Genomic DNA, 18986 nt, shown 5'->3' with positions numbered 1-18986 from the left:
GGAGTTGTTTTAAATATGGGAAGAAAAAAGGCGAGAAACATAATTGTTATCACAGTATTATTCTTGTTGGGAATTATTCTATCCTCTTTTAATATCAAAATGGACAAGGGGCCAGTCTTAGAAGTTACCGAGACTATCGAAAGCTATTCGTTTTTACTGGCAATTGCACTTATATTGGGATTTTTATGTAGCCTTACATATAAAAAAAGAGGAAAATATCTCAAATTGATGTCCGGACTGACTCTATTTGCGGGAACTGTCGTCATCGCTTTACGCTGTATCAACGGAAACATAAAGTTTGATCTGAGTTCAGTCGGTTTATACTGCTCTACGGTATTGGGAGAATATTTTTCTTTCCTTAAAGAGAAATATATTAACCCCAACTCAATTAGCGGTTCACCGATTAAACGGCTCTTTAAGAAGGAAAACGGAACTGATATTGAATATTATGAAAGAACAACTCTGCCTGCTTCAAGTCATGATCCAATAGTTGATTACTCGCAATTATATAAAAACCGTACAAGTCAATGCGAGCTGGTTATAAGCATTATCAAGGACATCAAATATATACGCGAAGGATACTCTATATGTATATCAGGAGAATGGGGCAGTGGAAAAACATCTTTCATTAAGGCTGTACTCAGCAAACTCCAAAAGGAAGAAATACCGTATTCCGAGATAAGGATAAATGCTCTTGAGCTTGAAAGTGTAAGTACACTTATTGAATACTATTTCAGTTCATTGAAAAACATTCTGGATGAAAAAGGTGCTTATTCCGGCTTCAGGAGCGAATATAAAGAGCTGGTGAATTCTCTCCTGAAGTTAGCATCGAACGATTCTGTAGCCAATTATGTTACAAACAAGCTATACTCTCACAACGATTACAGAAAAAGCATAGATGATCTTAAAGACCTTATCAAAGATGTCGTAAAGGATGAAAGAATAATCATAATCGTGGATGATATCGACCGTTGCAGCGACAAAAAAGCAGTGGAAGTCCTATTCTTCATCAAAGAGATAGCAACAATGAGCAACTGCATTTCCTTTTACCTTGTAGATTATCACAAATTTAAAGAAATGAAAACCATATATGATTTCGGCGAAGGATTCCTGGACAAGTTCTTCAACAGAGTTGTTTCCTTAAATACAGCTGATTATTCTGAAATAATCAATAACTTTGGTGATGATAAGTTTTCAGAAAATATTAATTCGGTAATTGAGTTCTACCAAAACAAGGTCGATTATATCAAAAATAAAACAAACACAAAAGAGGATGCGGACAATCTGAAAAACGCAGAGAAAAAGCTTAGGGATCTGAAACAGCAATTCTCTAATCCGAGAAAGTTCATCAAGGCTTATGAACACTATGTCATATTGAACAAAGTATTATCAGAAATATCACGTTCTGTTGAACGCGAACGCCTCGATAAATATTTAAAAAAGATCGAGCATCATAAACAACTGACCTTGATTTCTTTATTATATGGCTTTAATCCGGAAGCATATACCTATCTGGAATGTGACAGCTTCAGAAAAATGATCAGTATAAAACCGCAAGAAAACATATTCTGTGATGTATTAATAAATGAATGGAATTCTTTAGGACGAGCAAGATTCAGTGAAGAAAAAAGAGAATTTGCTGAATTGATCGTATCAGACTCAGAAAAGATCAAGAATATAATAGATCCTTATGATACCACCTTTGCCAGATATATCGATTACATAGATAATTCTGACAAAATATCACTGTTAGACAGAAAAATTGATCTGAAAGATTATATTAAAACATTATATCAATATTCCAGGGAAATTGATCTTGATAAATACATCAGAAAAGTTTTTGAACAGTATCAGACAAGAATATCTTTTGATGAAGCTCTTTCGGCATGTCTGTCACCTGATATCAGGTTTTATAATAATAGTTTTACTATGACGATCTTTTATGAATTCTTTTGTAAAGAAATAAGCAGCATTAAAGATATCAATGCCTGCCAAATGCTCTTTAACGAAAGAAAACTTAATGTTATCTCCGCACTGAATCAAATTTATGTGCATTATTATCTCATTTACAAATCGCATAATAATACTGTGGATAAGCTGAGGCACATCGCAGATGATATCATGTTGGATAAAAAGGTCCGTGAAAATATGGAAATACTAACTGATAAAATATCTGTGGTATTAAATATGCGACATGAAATCACTAAAAACGATTCGGTAAAAGCAATGCTGAAGATGCTGGATATATGTGATAAAAGATTAGAAAAAAAATATGGAGATCTGACAGAATATGAAGATGTACAGATAATACGAAAAAAATCAGAACGTGCGGTTAGAGAAATGGAGGCTTTGGCAAAGATCGAAGAATTCATCTTTGAACTGAAAGCAAATGATACGGAAAACGAAAAAAACAGCCTCAGTTTTTATGATCGGCTAAAAAGGCTCAGCGACTCAATTAATTCTGAAAAAGAATACTATGATAACAGCAATGAGATTTTTAATATTGCGAACCTGCTCTTAAAGACCAATGTAGGCGCTAAGACATCAGAGATATTAGAGCTATTAAACACTATCATAACTAATATCGCTAAATACGATAGTAATGATGCATTCCTATTACGATGCATTTATTTTGATTTAATGTGGAGCATAGAAATAAGTAGAAAAACAGAGCCTGATACTCAAAACTCTGACCAACACGAATAACTAATGATAAAGGCGGCAATGCCGCCTTTTCCGTTCTTCAACATCATCGAGGACAGAATCATAACGGTTTGCTACGATACAGCCACACTTTTTCTTGAGTTTCTTCAGATCGTTTACTACTAAGCTACCGAAGAATATGCTGCCATTTTCAAGTGTCGGCTTGTAGATGATAACTGTAGCGCCCTTGTGTTAGTCTTACCAAGCTGGGCAACGGATCTCGTAATGAGTTAATAAATGCAAGATATATTCCGTGCCCCAAAATGTAATCCTTAAAATATTGGATAAATATGCAGCCTCAATCCAAGTGGATAATACATAAAACAGAACCGCCTATTCAGGCGGTTCTGTTTTATGTATTTACATGTTATCATCAATGTGATATAATAAGTAATAATGAACTGCTAATATTATTCAGAAAAAATAAGTTGTTATACAGTAACCTCTTTATTGCTAAAAATAATAATCGAGTAGATCAATTTTGCTTAACTTGTTACTAATACTAATTAAATATAGTAGATGAAGGATTATATTACAATATAAAGAAAATAGGTGGAGAATATTATGGGTATAAAGAAAATGCTTAAAATGGAATATGATTCTTTAACAGATAAAGAAAAAAACAATTTTAAATCTTTTATGATTGAGGCATTATTATTTATTCCGATAGTCGGTCAAGCGGCGAATTTCTTCAAATCAGTTGAAGAGTGGAATAAATATAAAATAGAGATAATTATTCCCAAAATAATGACAATAGCTAAACCTGGAAGCATCGATGAAGATAGGCAAAACAAAATAGCATATGCTTTGAAAAAAGTATTTTCAGATAATTATACCAAAATCTCTGAGTATGTTTCAGTAAAGAGGAAAGAATTTGAAGAGCTTATTTATGATAAGTACAATGAATGTTCGCTTTTTGAAGACGATTCTGCTGAAATAAAAACCTACATCAAAGATATAATAGATGTTATTTTAGACAATATCGATATGATCGAAACTTCCGAATCTTATGGTAAAACTGCGTTAAAAAACACCGCAAACCATGAGAAGAGGATAACCGCTTTAGAAGAGGGAAAACAGCAGGAAACCAGCATAATTCATGATAATAATGACATCTTTGTTCAGAAATATAACGATGTACTGTTTCTTGATAAGGGAAGAAACCCGAAAATCTTCCTTAGCGATGTATATGTTGATCCTATAATAAAAGACTCTAATATCAGTCTGTATGAGCAGTTGAGAGTATGGGAAAAGAAGCCTGACGAAACTTCGAGATTCTACAGTGAGGCTGATGCTAAGGTATTGTTATTGTTCGGTAAGGCAGGAATAGGGAAAAGCAGTCTTGTTGCTAAACTGATAAGCCAAAACTTCTTCCAGAATATAGCTCATGCCATAGTTCTGAACAAGAAAACAGAGAAGATAGACCATGATGATCCATGGGGCTCGATAAAGAAGATTTATGGCTGCGATGACGATAGTTGCTATAATAATAAGGTGCTTATTCTTGACGGATTTGATGAAGTATGCGTATTAAAGAACAAGGGTTTTAAAGGTCATGATTTTCTTAAAAAACTTACTACAGCCATACCTGAAAATATTTTCGTAAAAATACTCATTACTTCAAGAGAACATAACGGATATTTTGAAAAAGTCGAAGAAATAAAAGAAGGTATCATAATCAGGCAGATCGAATGGGAAAAAGATCAACTTTTCCTATGGTGTAAAAACTATCTTAACTGCCGCGATGATGATCCTAATATTAAACAGTGGACAACAGACTTCAAAGATAAATTTGAAACTTTGGAAGATAATCTACAGGATGCGTTTCGTTCTCCGATCATACTGTATATTTGCTGTCATGAAAATATTGAAGTTTTTAAGCTGGACAGCATTACTGATGTGTATTATCAGGCATTTCATAAAATCGTAAGGAGAGAGTATATGACGTCCGGTCGATTCGCTGAGCTTAATAAAACGGATGAAGAAATGGAGGCTCTTCTCTGGCAGTATACTAAGGAGATAGCTTATCAAATATTCCTTAATTCTAATGAAATAAGTACTGCAAATGCTGACATGATAAAAAAAGCAAAATCATTTGTTAATCTTGAAAATTCAGAGTTCGACAGTAAAATCCTTGATATACTGCCTGCGGTTTTTCATTTTACATCTGAAAAAGGGGATGGTGCGGTTGAATTTGCACATAAGACTGTTGTAGAGTATTTTATCGCAGTTAAGATATACGAAGACTATTTTAAAGAATTAGATAAAGAAAAAGACATCGATGAGGTATGGTGCTGTATCTACGAGGCCTTTTGCTATAAGTTTATTCCGTTTGATATTTTTAATAATGTTTTTAACATGATAGCTAATCCTGATCCTGTTATTCAAGGGAATTTTGATAAGCAAGCATTCTTTGAGAAATTTGAATCAGGCATGAAGCGAGAAAAGCTGATGAAGTGTGCTGTGAATTGTGATGAAAAGTATCTTAAATGTATAAACTATAATATTGATCTGTTGCAAGATTTAGCAGATCAAACAAAGAGCAAAATGATAGATGAAACATTCAGAAATCTCACATGGTTTTTAAATGGTTTAGATTATAGAAACGACTCTTTTACGCTTCTGTTTAAGTACCTGAAACCATTTCTGCATATTGAAAAACTGAATTTGTCCAATCTGATTTTTAATCATATCATGTATCTTAAAACAGAAGATACTCAACAATTTGACGATTTTGAAATTATTTCTGATAAAAACATATATGATTACATCAGTCCCAAAGAAGCCAAATTAAAAAATGAAAGAATCGACATCAATTTTAATAAAGCGAATGCAAATATAGTTGTTCCTCGGTTGGATTATTCCAATCTAATAGAAAGTGTATTTATTAATTCACATATGGAATATATCATAATGAATAGATGCAATCTTAAGAATTGCTCATTTGAATATGCTGATCTTAGATATGCAAATCTTAACGATGTAAATCTTAATGATGCTAATCTTAGCAAAGTAAATCTTAGAGGTGCTAATCTTTGTAATGCTGATCTTAGCAAAGCAAATCTTAGCGGTGCTAATCTTTGTAGTTCTGATCTTGTTAAAGCTATTCTTAGCAGTGCTAATCTTTGTAATGCTGATCTTAGCAAAGCAAATCTTAGCGGTGCTAATCTTAGTGTTACTAATCTTAGTAATGCTGACCTTAGTAATGCTGATTGTAGCATAGCTAATCTTATCAATGCTGATCTTAGATATGCAAATCTTAGTGATGCAAATCTTTGTAATGCTAATCTTATCAAAGCTAATCTTAGCTTTGTTAATCTTAGTGATGCTAATCTAAGCGGTGCTAATCTAAGCGGTGCTAATCTTAGAGGTGCTAATCTTATCAAAGCTTGTCTTATCAATGCTAATCTTAGCTTTGTTAATCTTAGTGATACTAATCTTAGCTTTGTTAATCTTAGTGAAGATAATCTTAGCTTTGTTAATCTTAGTGATGCTGATCTTAGCCAAGCTAATCTTAACAGTGTTGATTTGAGTTTTGCTAATCTTAGTGGTACTAATCTTAGTGGTACTAATCTTAGTAATGCTGACCTTGAAGGCGCTATATTTGAGAATACACGTTACAATTCTAAAACGAAATTTCCAGAAAGCTTTGAAATTGATCCTGATAAGATGATATTTGTTGATGAAAAAAATTATTAAAGAATGTTTGATATTTTTGAACTTATATTATGTTAACGAGAAATATGATAAATTGCGTTTCTAACATTTGTAAAGCAATATTGTACAAATAATAAGCCTCTTTTACGGAGGTTGGAAGGTAATATTTTAGATACAGTTTAATACGATTAATGCCTTGACAAAAGGTGTTAAATGTGATATGATAACGTTACAACTTATTGGATAGGACGATGTTGCTTTTGAATGATATAATTGCTGTAGAGAAATATAATCCGGATTGGATTTTGATTATTAAAACAATATTGCTCCCTTGTTTTCAAGACAATGTTATTTCAGTGTTGTGCAGCAACGCGTGCAGCAACCAGCGACAAAAACACTTCGCGGTGCTTCATTGAGTATATATGAGAAATGTCTATTTTACGCATTATATGATACTCGGTGATTCTCGGTAAAACATAAAATAGGAAGCTCATAACCCGAAGGTCGTTGGTTCAAATCCAGCCGCCGCAACCATATGAAAGAGGCTTCAAATCTGAACCATTAGTGTGAGATTTGAAGCCTTAATGCTTTATAAGCAGCTATAAATAGCCGCTTTTTATGTTTCTCAAAATGAACAGATATTGCGAAAACACTAAAGTTGGAAATCAAAACGCTGAAACGATTCTTTTGCGAACCTGTTGTGTTGTGTAAAAACTATTGTATAAGGCTGTATAATGCTATATTTAGTTTAAATGTTCAGTCAGACTGATGCCTTTGGTAATAATTGTTTTCTGCCTCATCAGGAGTTTTGTTATTAAGATAGTTATGAGGCCGCTTTGTATTATAGAATTCGATATATTTATCGACAGCTTTCCGGAATTCAAATTCAGAATGGTATCTTGTGCGATATAGTTCTTCTGCTTTCATATTTTTGAAAAATGATTCAACTACTGAATTATCATATGGAACGCCTGCTTTTGAAAATGATTGCTCCACATTGTAGTCTCTGAGCAATTTCTGATATGTTTTTGATGTGTAATTCGCACCTTGATCGCTGTGAAATATGAGCGGCTTGTCAGTGTTTCTTGATGCGTATGCGGCTTTAAAAGCTGATGAAATGAGTTGGGTGCTGTTATGCAGAGACACTCTGCAACTGATGATCTTTCTTGAAAATAGATCAAGAATCACACAGATATAATAATTCTTTTCCTTAAAATTGTAATATGTCACATCGCCGACCCATACTTCGTTTGGACGGTTTACATTGAATTGTCTGTTGAGCAGATTCTTTTTCTTTGCCTGTTCTTTAAGGTAAAGCTTTTTTGAACTTGTTCGGATAGGAAAAAGTCCATTTTCATGCATTATATCTGCAACTGTTTCTTTAGAGACTTTGTATCCGCGGTCTTTTAGAATGGCGTGTATCTTACCGGAGCCGAATATTTCATTGTTGTTATGGAATATCGTCTCTATTATCGGCTTGAGTTCTTCTCTTTTCTGTGCTGCCAAGGTGTTTCCGTTTTTGTTCCTGAGCAGATAATTGAAGTAGCTGCCTTTAGGAACATCAAATGATTCACATAGTAATGAAACGCTGTACTTAGATGAAAGCTCTTTGATAGCTTCATATTTTTCGATTCGTGGAGAGTTTACTGTGCATGGAGCGGTTTTCAATATTTCTACCATTTGAGTTAGTCTTTCACATTTTTGCTTCATCAGATTGAAAGTGTGCATATTTATCGGCTTGAGTTTTTCTTTCTTACTCTGATTCAGCCATGAATAGATGGTGCCTCGTGAAATTCCTGTCTCTTTTGAGATCAGTGCTATTGTTTGACCTGATTCGTAGCGTATAATAACTTCATTTTTATCTTTTTCCGTATATTTACTCATCTATAAACCTCATTTCTTTGAATTAGCATTAAAACATATCATTAGGATAACACATTCATATCGGAAAATCAATATTGCAATAAATCGGATAGTATGTTATAATGCATGATATAGGAGGGCAGGGGTATGGATACTTTCAAAAATCTTCGGATAAAAGATAACGAATTCAAAATGCTGTCATGTGATTACGAACTGAAAAGAGGAATTATCTATGCTTTTGAGTGCTTGTATGGCAATGATAATTATCTTATAGACAATGGAGTTGGCAGCCATGTTGACGAAAGAGCTATCGTATTCAGATTTGGTTACTATTTCCAGACTTTTCTTGAACATCTTAGACCTTACAGTTATTATGTAGTCGATGTTGAGTATAACAGAGACGGTAGCATTTCTAAGCGTGTTAACGGAGATCTTAAAATACCTGATTTAATATTGCATAAGCGTGGTACTAAAGATAATCTCTTAGTAATGGAGTTCAAAACTTACTGGAATGTAAATAATGAGCATGAAGTAAAAGAGGATATAAATGAGCTTAAAGAAATAACTAAGCAAATAGGCGCTTATAAATATAGATACGGCTTGTTTATCGTTATCAACAAAGATAAGCCGCTGGTAACTGTGTTCAAAAACGGCGATTATTACAGTGGAGTTAATGAGAGATCATACTTTGATAATAAAATATGATAATAAAAACCTGTTTTGGATAAAGGAGAAAAATGATATATACGATTAATACTGCTACAAACGTTATGTTTCCGGTTATAAAATCTGTCTTTAAGCTTTCAGACGAAGAAGTTTATAGAATGATAAACAATGAACATTCTAAACTCTTAGACAAACTTCAAAAGAAAGGCATAAATTATTCAGAGCTTAAACGCGCTCTGATTCCAAATCAGAAAAAAGAAAATAATGAAGTATGCCTTGTATTTGATACCATGCAAATAAAAGAAGATTTTTATGGAAATGAAGTATTTGATAAGCTGCTTCCGCTTATGGATAAAGATAGTACTTATAGTGTATTGATCGGTGATTATATTGATATATTGGGTGAAGTAAAGGATTCTCAAAAAATGCTTTTTCAAAACCTGAAAGAATCAATTGAACTTGTCAACGAAACTATATTCAGGTACAGTAATCAGTACTTTATAGTTTACATAAATAGTATTACTGACGGACAGCTGTCATCTATTATAGGAGGATTGAAGGAGTATAAGGCTTTTACAGGCTATGCATTTCTGAGAACAGATTCAAAATTCAAATCATATCTTTCCTACATCCTATCAGATCTTTGTGTAAAAAATAAGAATACTGTTATTTGCTCACATCCTTCAGATCTTGATGATAATACAAACATAAATCAAAAAGGATATCATTTTGAAGAAAATGGTTTCAGGCTAAAGAGCATTAATGAAGATTATTATGGGACTTTCCTTAGTTACAAAATTGAAACTATTTTGCCTGATCCTGAAGATGTTAGCTTTTCTTTCAATGCTCTGTTTCCGCGATTTGACAGCATGGAAAAACTTGCATTGGATATCCCCGAAGGAAAATGGGGATATATCAACGACGAAGAAAAAGGGAAAGGTAAAATACTGCATACGATTGGATTTGACTATCAGAAAAAAAAGAAATTTTTCCGAAATGGTATTCAAAAAAAGCTGTGGTAACTATATTTACAACATCAATAGAAACGAATATGGTGATCTGATGTTTGATGTATGTATTGAATTGCCAACAGTAAATGGTAATATACGCAGAACTACGATAGGTCTGAAATATCATCCTGACACGGATAATATATCACTCGTTACAATTACTTAATAAAAACATATCTTTTGTTAGCAGCGCGAAACAACGATGATAAAAAAGACTCAGTATATTTCAAATGAAACGATTATTCGTATTATAATATTTCGTGGATAAATGAATGTCATCAATTTTGTTATGCTCAGACATAATTGGCATAACAAAATTGATGACATGCCCAAAAAAGCCTGAAATATCGGGCTTTTTTACTACCTAAATCTCGAAAAATTCACTTCGATTTTCATAGATGACATTGGGGCATTTTAGGTCTCTGGCTGGATTTGAACTCTTAAAAGTGCGAATTCAGCCCCCTCCAAAGGTCGAAATACAGGCAAATCTCGATTTTGTTGGCGAAAAAAAGTATACAAAGTTTCGGACTCGGTTTTAGTGGTTTTCACGAAATGTGAAAGCACTGGGATCGAGTCCTTTTTTGTTTCCTCGAAAACCAAGTGATAGAAAACCTATCAGCGATTTGTGAGCCGTTTCTGACGGCATCGGTGGCAGGTCGGGAAGCTGCACCACCGAGGGCAACAAAAGCCGCTGTGAGCAATTTTTGAGCCCATAAAAAGCGACAGGAAAACCTGCCGCTTTTTCTAATTATTAAATATTACTTTCTTTTGTTTTGGTTTGTTAGTTCCAGGCGCATGGATTAAGCTCGCCTCTGTCTCTCAGTGATATGAGTATACTGAGCGTTTCAGATGTAAGATCAGCTTCTTCGGGTTCTGGTTTTCCGTTGGTTGGATTTCTTCTCCATATCTCTTCTTCAGTAAAATTGACCTCAAAAACAATGCCTTCTTTATCCTGTATCTGATATTCAGGCAATCCGTCACAGGTCATTGGCTGATAATTCAGAGCGTTGAGCTTTCTGAAAAGACCTGATTCAAAGATAAGGTCATCTGTAGATGTTGGTGTTTCATTTACAGTTCCTTGCCCATATATCATATTAAATTGTTCAGGTGTAGCGAGCGCAGCTCTCTGGCTTATGAAAAATTTTATGTTTTCAGTAATTTCCGGTGTCAGTGATGCTTGTAGGTTTGTATCATTTCTTTGAACATAAGTATGAAGATGCCGCTGCCGCTTCTAAGGCTTACGAAGCAGCTATCGCAAAGCTCGATGAGTTTGAAGCAGGCTAACTGAAAAGCAAACAACAGAACTGATAGAAAAACTTCTGAAAAACGTTAGTGTATATACTGCAAAGCGAATAAAACCAATGATTCAGTCACCAACAGGCAGTAAAGTGTCTGATTCCAGCATATATGTTGCTGATATGATCAATTACGCTATTTCTAATAAAAAGCAGATACAGTTTCAATATTTTGAATATAACGAAAAAAAGGATAAGATACTAAAGCATAATGGTTACATATATGAAGTGAGTCCGACATTTTATGCATGGATATTTCAGTTTGAAGGCGATATCATCATTCAGTCTCCTCAGAATGCGATAGATGATTTTATAAAGACAGCGGAAATAATTATTGAGGTACATAAAAGAAAGGGCACAATATAACGAAATATCTTGCAAAACGGAATAAACTGTGCTATAATATGTTAGTAAGCTCTAACGGATATATGCTTTAAATTCATTGAGTATCAAAGCATCAGAAATAAAATGTAGGTGAACAGCGATGAATATTTACGTTATAATTGTTGTGATCGGTATTATCAGCGGGATCCTTTGTGCTCAGGCAGATGTACCGCTTGCATGGTCGGGCAGGAAAGAAGACTCTCTGGACTCAAAGGCTGTAGGACGCATCTCATCGTGGTGGACTCAAACCAGTATTCGGCATTTTGACAAGGCGTTCTGGCTTTCCTGCATAGGGCAGCCGGGAACATACCTGACTACATGGTTCCTTGCGGAACTTATCTCAGAAAAGAATGCGACTCTTGGGATACTGCTGAAAATCTGCACGTTCATCGGTGCATATACGGGACTTCTGTTCCATGCTGCAGCCTGCATAAAGCCCGTTGTTTATCGTGCCATATCAAAAGAAGTTTCGGCTGAGACTGCTCAGAAAGCAATGGATCAGATCGACAGATACCCGAAAATTCCGTCTGCGGTCAGCGGCATAGTGCTGTTTCTTGTGGAAACGGTTATCATGATAATTGCGATACTGACCGGCGCTCTCGAAGTGCCGAAGTGGTTCGTATTGCTGAATCCCGTCGGTGCTCTGCCCATACTGCTCATAGCAAGGAAGCTGAACATCAAAGTCGGCGGAGCAATGGGTATAGGCTTCGCATTTTATGGAATTGTGCTTATAGTTGCAGGAATTTAATGAAAGGAAATAATTATGAAAAACAAAAATGCTGTTATTTACGCAATTACGGCGGCAGTGTTCTATGCACTGAACGTGCCATGCTCAAAACTGCTGCTGGATAAGGTGAGCCCGACATTTATGGCAGGACTGCTGTATCTCGGTGCGGGTATCGGTGTCGGTATAATGTACCTGTTTCATCATAAAATAGAACAGCCTGCGGAACGGCTTACAAAGCCTGACCTTCCGTACACGGTGGGCATGGTAGTGCTTGACACCATAGCTCCCATACTTCTGATGCTCGGTGTAAAACTGGGAACTTCCGCCAACGCTTCACTTCTTGGTAATTTTGAGATAGTTGCCACAACTCTCATCGCTCTGCTGATATTTAAGGAAAAGGTGAGCGGAAAGCTATGGACTGCTATCGGCTTCATCACGCTGTCAAGCATTATCCTGTCTTTCGGCGGCAGGGAGAGTTTTAGCTTTTCAATCGGTTCATTATTTGTTCTCGGAGCAACTTCCTGCTGGGGACTCGAAAACAACTGCACAAGAAAGATCTCTGAAAAGAGTACCTATCAGATCGTGACCATAAAGGGACTATGCTCGGGAACGGGCTCAGTGATAGTAGCGATGATAATTGGCGAAAAACTGCCGGATTTCCGATACATACTGCCTGCGCTCCTGCTTGGATTTGTTGCATACGGACTGAGCATCTTCACTTATATCAGGGCGCAGAAAGACCTGGGAGCTGCTAAAACAAGCGCTTACTATGCAGTCGCACCATTCATCGGAGCGTTCCTGTCTTTTGTTCTGCTCCATGAGAAGCTGACTGCCGCTTATATCGCCGCACTTCTTGTTATGATAGTCGGAACAGTATTTGCGGCGGCTGATACTCTTGCACAGCACCACACTCATGAGCATATCCACACATTTACTCATACTCACGACGGCACTACACATACTCACAGTGTGTCACATAGCCACGGCCATGACCATTACATCAGTGTTGATTCTCACGGACATAATCACAGTATAGCTGAACTGGAGAAATTACTGAACGCACATTAAGGAGAGTAATATGGATATTTCAAGAACTATTCTGGACGGTATCGTCATGTGCGTTATTTTCAATGCAGTTGTGGGAATGTTTTTCTTCGTATTCCCACAGGCATACAGCACGATGTTTCCGAAAGGTTTAAAGAAAGCGGCAAGCCCATTCGTTGAGAAGTCGGATGTCGTGAAAATGTACTTCGTCCTCATACCGCTTTACCTGCTGATGTTCCTTTATATGGCAGTCAGCGCACATATGGCAGGCGTCAGCGGTTTCAAGGCTATGTTCTGGACTGGCTACACCGAGATGATGTTCGTGAACTTAGGTGACTTTTTCCTCCTCGACGTGCTTGCACGAATATATGTCAAGGACAAGGGACTCATCAAAGGCGCTGAAAATCACCCTGACTGGGAGTGGAAAGGCTGGTGGAAGCTGGCTGTTCCCGAACACGGTCTTGCCTGGCCTGTACTGGTGTGTCCGCTGACCGGACTTATCGTTGCATGAATCGGAGCACTACTGAGATGAAAGAAATTATATCAAAAGTACGAAGAAGGTGAATTATGCTGAAAATATGCTTGCTTACCGCATTTATCGGACATCTGCTATGCTGGTACTGCGACTGCCTCATCACATACACACCAGACGGCAGATTCTCTGCGAAAATGCTGGAGGACAACACTCAGTTATCGGAACTGATGAAAAGAATGCCGCTGAAACGCCCGATGATATCCATAGTGCTTGGTATATTTGCGCTTATCATGTCATTTTGCGGCTTTCTATCGCTTTGTGAGTGGATGCGGCAGTTTTCGGGAGTTTATTCGGCATTGATGCTGGCAGGCGCAGTGGCATTCACTACCTGCGTTATACCTCATCATGTGATATGCGGACTTGTGGAGTGGTTTTACATACGTTTCGGACGAACTGACGAAGCCCGGAAAGCGGTGCTTGAATTCTTTCGCAAAACCTCTGCAACAATGGTGATATGTTATCTGGGACTGCTGCTTTTCTCGGTATCATTTTTCATCGCAGTAGTTACGGGAACGACTTCACTTCCACGGTGGACGTGCGCTTTCAACACACTTCCGCTCTTTCTGGTATTGTCGCCGTTTAAGATCGCAGGAAGCGGAAATATAGCCAACGGGCTGATGTTTCTTGCCCTATTTTTCATAATATGAAGGGAGTTTTTATGTATCTGGTTTTCTCGATTTTAGGACTTATCGGAGGTCTGCTCTGCTGTGTAGGAGATGTTCTTTTTGACCTGAAAGGCAAGGGCAACGAAAAGCTGGGCACGTCAAAGAATATCGACAGCAACTGGGTAAAAATGGCAGACTGGAGATTCGGACTTTCCATAGCCCTTGCACTTGTCGGCGACGCAATGGTGGGACTTGGCTTTTATTCTATCGGAATGCAGATCGCCGAAACTCATTCGCTGCTTGGCTATCTGACCATAGGCTTTGGATATTTCGGCTCAATGGCAGGTATCTTCATTCATTCCTTTGTGTGCATACAGGCACTTATTTACAAGGGGGCGCTGATAAACGGCAGTCTGCAAATTGCCGATGACATTCTTGAAAAGCTGTACAAGCAGATAATACCTACATTTGCAACCGGCTATATTTCGCTGTTAGTGCCGACAGTTCTGGTAATTATCGCCATTCTGAACGGTGCGCTTGATGTGCCGAAAATATGCGTGATACTGAATCCGATAGTATTCCTGATGATCGGCATTACCTGCCGTAAAATCGATCCTGTGAAGTTTCAGGATCTTCCCGGTATCATCATGCCCAGCTTCGGACTTTCAATGTTCGGACTGATAGGGATACTCAACCTTATATGACGAAAGGAGCAGACAATAATGAAAAAATACGATATTTCACAGAAGATCAATTTCAAAACAGGTACATATGAGCTGAACAGCGATGCTAACTTCAATTATCAGCTCAACCGTGTCATTATGTGGGACGGCGGAGATGCAGATGAGGTTGCGGCAGTATCACATAGCATAAGGACAAGCTCAGACTGGGTAAACGCTATGGAAAAACTGGCGGAAAAGGCTCACGCAGATGGCAGGACGGAAAACGAGATAGCTTATCTGCGAATGTCGGAATTCTTCATCTATGACACCGACCCGAAGAAAAAACAGCGCTATGAGGAGGCTCGTGAACTGTTTTATGAATACTATTCCGACTACTTCGACAAGGGCATCGTAAAGCGATATGAAGTGCCATATGAGGGTGGATATCTGCCTGTTATGGTGACAAAGACAAATGGCAGAAGCAAGGGGAATATCCTGCTTCACGGAGGTAATGACAGCTATTTCGAGGAGCTTTTCTTTCCGATGCTGTACCTTGCCGAAAATGGTTTTGATGTGTATCTGTATGAAGGTCCCGGACAGGGCGGAGTTCTCCGCTTGCAGAATATGAAATTCACACATAAATGGGAAAGACCGACTAAAGCTGTGCTGAATTTCTTCAAACTGAAAGATGTGACCATAGTTGGTGCATCTCTCGGCGGATACCTTGCACCCCGTGCGGCAGCTTTTGACAAGCGTATAAAGCGAGTGGTGGGCTGGTCAATATTCCCCGATTTCTTCGACGTTGTTATCTGCGATCACCCGAAGCCTGTGCGTGATATCATAGACTTCATGTTTCGTATGGGAATGGACTCAGCTATGAATAAGCTGTACACGAAAATGATGGAGAAGGAGGAGATCGTCAAGTGGAATCTCCTGCATGGTATGTACGCTTACGACGCAAAGACTCCCAGCGATTATGTACGGAAGATACGCAAATTCACACTGAAAGGCATTGCTGACAGGATAGATCAGGACGTGCTGATTATCGGTGCAAACAAGGATCATTTCATAATGCCGTATCTGTTCCATGAGGAATATGATATGCTTCAGAATGCCCGTTCACTGACTCTGAGACTTCTCACTGACAAACAGGACGCAGGCGCTCACTGCAATGTGGGCAACTCCAAACTTGTGCTGGATTCTATAATAAAGTGGATAGAGTGCTGTACCTAATAAAAAGCAGGCATTATTTCAGTAAAGGAGCAAAAATATGAGTTTTACAGACAATTTCGGAAATCCCAAAGGATTTCTCGGCCGAATGATGCTTGTCAGCATGGATAAGGAGCATCTGCCAATGGCACAGTGGGCTTTGGAGCGAATAAATATCCCCGGAAACGGCAAGGTCGCAGACCTTGGATGCGGCGGCGGTTACAACATCAGGCGAATGCTGGAAATGAGTGCAAAGGCGAAGTTCATAGGTCTGGACATATCCGATAAGAGCGTAAAAAAGGCACAGAAAGTAAACAAAGCCGAGATCGGCAAGCGGGTAAAGGTCATCAAAGGCAGTGCTGAAAAGCTGTCGTTTAAGGATAACAGTATTGATCTTATCACCGCTTTTGAAACGGTCTTCTTCTGGAAAAAGCCCGAAAAGGCGTTCAGTGAGATCTACCGTTCACTGGTAAAGGACGGCTGCTTTGCGGTCATAAATAATTACGGTGATCCGAATGTGGATTGGGAAAAGAAAGTTCCTTGCATGACCAGATATACGGCAGAGCAGATCGCTGATATGCTGAAAGCAGCAGGATTTTCTGATATATCAATAAATAAAAAGGAAAACCTGTTTTTAGTAATGGGATATAAAAGATAAAGTATCATAGTTCTAACAGTTTAAAATCAAACAATAGGAGATGTTTTTATGACTGCAAAGGAATACAAGGACCTGACCATGAACGAGTTCACAAAGGCGGCGGAGGTCTATGAATCGGACAATGCCGGGGTCCATAATATGTGCAAGAAGGACTATCCCGATGTGCTTGCGGAGCTTGAAAAGGAGCCTTTCAATGACCTTCTGGACTGCGGCTGCGGAACAGGTCCCATGCTGACTCTGCTCCACGAAAAGTACCCGGAGAAGCACTACACGGGAATTGACCTGACACCGAAAATGATAGAGGTCGCCAAGCGAAAGGCTTTGAGAAACGTGGCTTCTGCTGCCTGCACTGCGTTGTAAGAAAGCCGGAATGAGGAGGAAAATATGTACATTCACAAACATGGGAACAATACAGATCCAACGGTGATCATACTTCATCCTATGGGGATAACGGGTGAAAAGATGTATGAAGCTGTTGGACAAAAACTTGGGGACTATTGCGTTATTGCTCCTGATATGGGAGATCATGGCAGCGAAAAGAGAGACTTCCGCTCAGCCCGTGCAGAGGCAGCGGCTCTCCACGACTACTTGTTGAAGTCGGGAAGAATGAAGATCAAGCTGCTTTACGGGGCGTCGCTTGGAGCGGCAGTTGCTCTGAAAATGCTGGACTATACTGACCTTGAGATAGAGAACGTCTATCTTGACGGCGCCCCTGTTGCAAGGCTCGGACTGGTTATGCGGAACATCTTTCCGCCTGTTCTGGTCTGGCAGAAGAATATGATCGCAAAAAACAGAGAAAAGGGTATATCCGACTTTGTAAAGCGCTACGGCAGAGACATTGCCGAGCACATGGCGGACACCTTTCTGCAATTCAACAAGACCAGTATCCGAAACATCGGAAATGCCTGCGTTGTGGGGAATACCCCTCTTCTTACCGAGGATATGCAGAAGCGTATCTGGTTTGACTGGGGCGATAAGGAGCTTTACACAAAGACCAGCAAGCCTCTTGCGGAAAAGCTGTACCCTCACGCCCATATCATTGTGCGTGAGGGCTATGAGCACTGCGAATACATGATGAAGGAAAACTATGATTATGTCCGCAGTTTACAGAAGATCATTGAAGGATAAGGCACATTGATACGGCAGAAGCGCTGAAGTGCATGGAATGATATATACCTAACAGTAACAGAGCGTCGGGAAGCAGGAAGTGCTTTCCGGCGCTTTTTTATGTCAGCATCATTCGTTTTACTTTTTTTGAAAAGTCTGAAAAAGTGGTTGACAAAACAATGGATATGTGGTAAGATAACATTGTTACGTAACAATGTTATCTTGTGAGGTGGATCTATGGATAATGAAAATGAAAGCCGTGAAAAGCTCATTATATGTGCAAAAAAAGAGTTTATGGAAAAAGGCTTTGAAAAGGCTTCTCTGCGGGCGATCTGCTCCGCGGCAGGCCTGACAACAGGAGCAATATACTTCTTTTTCAAGGACAAAAACGGACTATTCGGCGCAGTTGTCGATGAACCGCTGCAACGTATTATTACAGCAATAGAACAGCACTTTTCAGAGGATATGGAAACAGATATTGCTGATTTTCAGCACACCTCAGGCGACCATGATGAGTTTGCCGAGATGATGATATCAGCATTATACGCCGACCGTGATGCTATGCTTATCCTGCTTGAGAAGTCATCAGGCTCACGGTATGAAGGGATCATCGACCGTTTTGTGGAGATGATAGAGAAGCATAATATGGCTCTTGCAAATTATTATCTTGCGGCGTTTCCGGATAAATGTGTGAATGAATATATGCTGCACTGGTTTTCTCACGTGCAGATAAACGCATTTGTGCATCTTCTGACGCACGTTGAGGATAAGGAAAGTGCTGTCAAGGCGATAAAACCGGTCATGGATATGCTCGTTGAAACATGGCTGAAATATGTTATTGAATAGTATAAAGCAGGGAGG

16 protein-coding genes and 1 pseudogene are annotated in these 18986 nt (G+C 38.4%); 14 read left to right on the top strand and 3 right to left on the bottom strand.

Features of this window, described 5'->3' with window-relative positions:
- Positions 1-15 precede the first annotated feature (15 nt).
- On the top strand, positions 16-2706 hold the full coding sequence (locus tag DSZ37_RS09400; RefSeq protein WP_109726654.1) for a P-loop NTPase fold protein: 2691 nt from the start codon (positions 16-18) through the stop codon (positions 2704-2706).
- Here DSZ37_RS09400 and DSZ37_RS17985 read toward each other — a convergent pair.
- Positions 2707-2892: pseudogene (locus DSZ37_RS17985) on the bottom strand (hypothetical protein); the annotation flags it as partial.
- 375 nt (positions 2893-3267) lie between these two features.
- Here DSZ37_RS17985 and DSZ37_RS09390 point away from each other — a divergent pair.
- Positions 3268-6402 carry a pentapeptide repeat-containing protein gene (locus tag DSZ37_RS09390; RefSeq protein WP_109726653.1) on the top strand — a complete coding sequence of 1045 codons (3135 nt, stop codon included), beginning with the start codon at positions 3268-3270 and terminating at the stop codon, positions 6400-6402.
- A 714-nt stretch (positions 6403-7116) separates the two neighbouring features.
- Here the strand turns inward: DSZ37_RS09390 and DSZ37_RS09385 are convergent.
- Complete coding sequence (locus DSZ37_RS09385; RefSeq protein ID WP_109726652.1) at positions 7117-8244, bottom strand: IS3 family transposase; 1128 nt, start codon at positions 8242-8244, stop codon at positions 7117-7119.
- A gap of 126 nt (positions 8245-8370) precedes the next feature.
- Between DSZ37_RS09385 and DSZ37_RS09380 the strand changes: the two genes are divergently transcribed.
- Positions 8371-8928, top strand: a complete 558-nt coding sequence (locus DSZ37_RS09380; RefSeq protein WP_109726651.1) for a hypothetical protein — start codon at positions 8371-8373, stop codon at positions 8926-8928.
- A gap of 32 nt (positions 8929-8960) precedes the next feature.
- Positions 8961-9911 carry a hypothetical protein gene (locus DSZ37_RS09375; protein WP_109726650.1) on the top strand — a complete coding sequence of 317 codons (951 nt, stop codon included), beginning with the start codon at positions 8961-8963 and terminating at the stop codon, positions 9909-9911.
- 769 nt (positions 9912-10680) lie between these two features.
- Here the strand turns inward: DSZ37_RS09375 and DSZ37_RS09370 are convergent.
- On the bottom strand, positions 10681-10992 hold the full coding sequence (locus DSZ37_RS09370; RefSeq protein WP_109726649.1) for a hypothetical protein: 312 nt from the start codon (positions 10990-10992) through the stop codon (positions 10681-10683).
- Positions 10993-11678: 686 nt separating this feature from the next.
- Between DSZ37_RS09370 and DSZ37_RS09360 the strand changes: the two genes are divergently transcribed.
- From DSZ37_RS09360 to DSZ37_RS09315, 10 genes are all read left to right on the top strand, one after another.
- A complete protein-coding gene (locus DSZ37_RS09360) occupies positions 11679-12326 on the top strand; it encodes a DUF6796 family protein (protein WP_109726647.1) in 648 nt (215 codons plus the stop codon).
- 15 nt (positions 12327-12341) lie between these two features.
- Positions 12342-13373 (top strand): DMT family transporter, encoded by a 1032-nt coding sequence (locus tag DSZ37_RS09355; RefSeq protein WP_207655910.1) that lies wholly within the window; start codon positions 12342-12344, stop codon positions 13371-13373.
- Positions 13374-13383: 10 nt separating this feature from the next.
- The gene (locus tag DSZ37_RS09350) at positions 13384-13860 is read left to right on the top strand and encodes a hypothetical protein (RefSeq protein WP_109726645.1); all 477 of its coding nucleotides are present in this window, start codon (positions 13384-13386) and stop codon (positions 13858-13860) included.
- Positions 13861-13916: 56 nt separating this feature from the next.
- Complete coding sequence (locus tag DSZ37_RS09345) at positions 13917-14531, top strand: DUF6796 family protein (protein ID WP_109726644.1); 615 nt, start codon at positions 13917-13919, stop codon at positions 14529-14531.
- A gap of 11 nt (positions 14532-14542) precedes the next feature.
- Positions 14543-15193, top strand: a complete 651-nt coding sequence (locus DSZ37_RS09340) for a DUF6796 family protein (RefSeq protein ID WP_109726643.1) — start codon at positions 14543-14545, stop codon at positions 15191-15193.
- 18 nt (positions 15194-15211) lie between these two features.
- Positions 15212-16384, top strand: coding sequence for an alpha/beta hydrolase (locus tag DSZ37_RS09335; protein WP_109726642.1), 1173 nt, complete (start codon positions 15212-15214; stop codon positions 16382-16384).
- Positions 16385-16421: 37 nt separating this feature from the next.
- Positions 16422-17018 (top strand): class I SAM-dependent methyltransferase, encoded by a 597-nt coding sequence (locus tag DSZ37_RS09330; RefSeq protein WP_109726641.1) that lies wholly within the window; start codon positions 16422-16424, stop codon positions 17016-17018.
- 48 nt (positions 17019-17066) lie between these two features.
- The gene (locus tag DSZ37_RS09325) at positions 17067-17378 is read left to right on the top strand and encodes a class I SAM-dependent methyltransferase (RefSeq protein WP_347504525.1); all 312 of its coding nucleotides are present in this window, start codon (positions 17067-17069) and stop codon (positions 17376-17378) included.
- Between the two features lie 24 nt (positions 17379-17402).
- Positions 17403-18146: an alpha/beta fold hydrolase gene (locus DSZ37_RS09320; RefSeq protein WP_109726640.1), complete on the top strand. Its 744-nt coding sequence runs from the start codon at positions 17403-17405 to the stop codon at positions 18144-18146.
- Positions 18147-18362: 216 nt separating this feature from the next.
- Positions 18363-18971: a TetR/AcrR family transcriptional regulator gene (locus tag DSZ37_RS09315; RefSeq protein ID WP_109726639.1), complete on the top strand. Its 609-nt coding sequence runs from the start codon at positions 18363-18365 to the stop codon at positions 18969-18971.
- Positions 18972-18986: the final 15 nt, after the last annotated feature.

The sequence above is a fragment of the Ruminococcus flavefaciens genome (assembly GCF_900116855.1).
GTDB classification, from domain to species: Bacteria; Bacillota; Clostridia; order Oscillospirales; family Ruminococcaceae; genus Ruminococcus; species Ruminococcus flavefaciens_R.
The sequence above is the reverse complement of the archived record's forward strand: the minus strand, read 5'-3'. Positions and strand labels throughout refer to the sequence as shown.

Bases quoted from the DNA above. Each gene is read 5' to 3' on its own strand.
- DSZ37_RS09400 (WP_109726654.1), top strand. From the start codon at position 16: ATGGGAAGAAAAAAGGCGAGAAACATAATTGTTATCACAGTATTATTC.
- DSZ37_RS09390 (WP_109726653.1), top strand. From the start codon at position 3,268: ATGGGTATAAAGAAAATGCTTAAAATGGAATATGATTCTTTAACAGAT.
- DSZ37_RS09385 (WP_109726652.1), bottom strand. From the start codon at position 8,244: ATGAGTAAATATACGGAAAAAGATAAAAATGAAGTTATTATACGCTAC.
- DSZ37_RS09380 (WP_109726651.1), top strand. From the start codon at position 8,371: ATGGATACTTTCAAAAATCTTCGGATAAAAGATAACGAATTCAAAATG.
- DSZ37_RS09375 (WP_109726650.1), top strand. From the start codon at position 8,961: ATGATATATACGATTAATACTGCTACAAACGTTATGTTTCCGGTTATA.
- DSZ37_RS09370 (WP_109726649.1), bottom strand. From the start codon at position 10,992: ATGATATATGGGCAAGGAACTGTAAATGAAACACCAACATCTACAGAT.
- DSZ37_RS09360 (WP_109726647.1), top strand. From the start codon at position 11,679: ATGAATATTTACGTTATAATTGTTGTGATCGGTATTATCAGCGGGATC.
- DSZ37_RS09355 (WP_207655910.1), top strand. From the start codon at position 12,342: ATGAAAAACAAAAATGCTGTTATTTACGCAATTACGGCGGCAGTGTTC.
- DSZ37_RS09350 (WP_109726645.1), top strand. From the start codon at position 13,384: ATGGATATTTCAAGAACTATTCTGGACGGTATCGTCATGTGCGTTATT.
- DSZ37_RS09345 (WP_109726644.1), top strand. From the start codon at position 13,917: ATGCTGAAAATATGCTTGCTTACCGCATTTATCGGACATCTGCTATGC.
- DSZ37_RS09340 (WP_109726643.1), top strand. From the start codon at position 14,543: ATGTATCTGGTTTTCTCGATTTTAGGACTTATCGGAGGTCTGCTCTGC.
- DSZ37_RS09335 (WP_109726642.1), top strand. From the start codon at position 15,212: ATGAAAAAATACGATATTTCACAGAAGATCAATTTCAAAACAGGTACA.
- DSZ37_RS09330 (WP_109726641.1), top strand. From the start codon at position 16,422: ATGAGTTTTACAGACAATTTCGGAAATCCCAAAGGATTTCTCGGCCGA.
- DSZ37_RS09325 (WP_347504525.1), top strand. From the start codon at position 17,067: ATGACTGCAAAGGAATACAAGGACCTGACCATGAACGAGTTCACAAAG.
- DSZ37_RS09320 (WP_109726640.1), top strand. From the start codon at position 17,403: ATGTACATTCACAAACATGGGAACAATACAGATCCAACGGTGATCATA.
- DSZ37_RS09315 (WP_109726639.1), top strand. From the start codon at position 18,363: ATGGATAATGAAAATGAAAGCCGTGAAAAGCTCATTATATGTGCAAAA.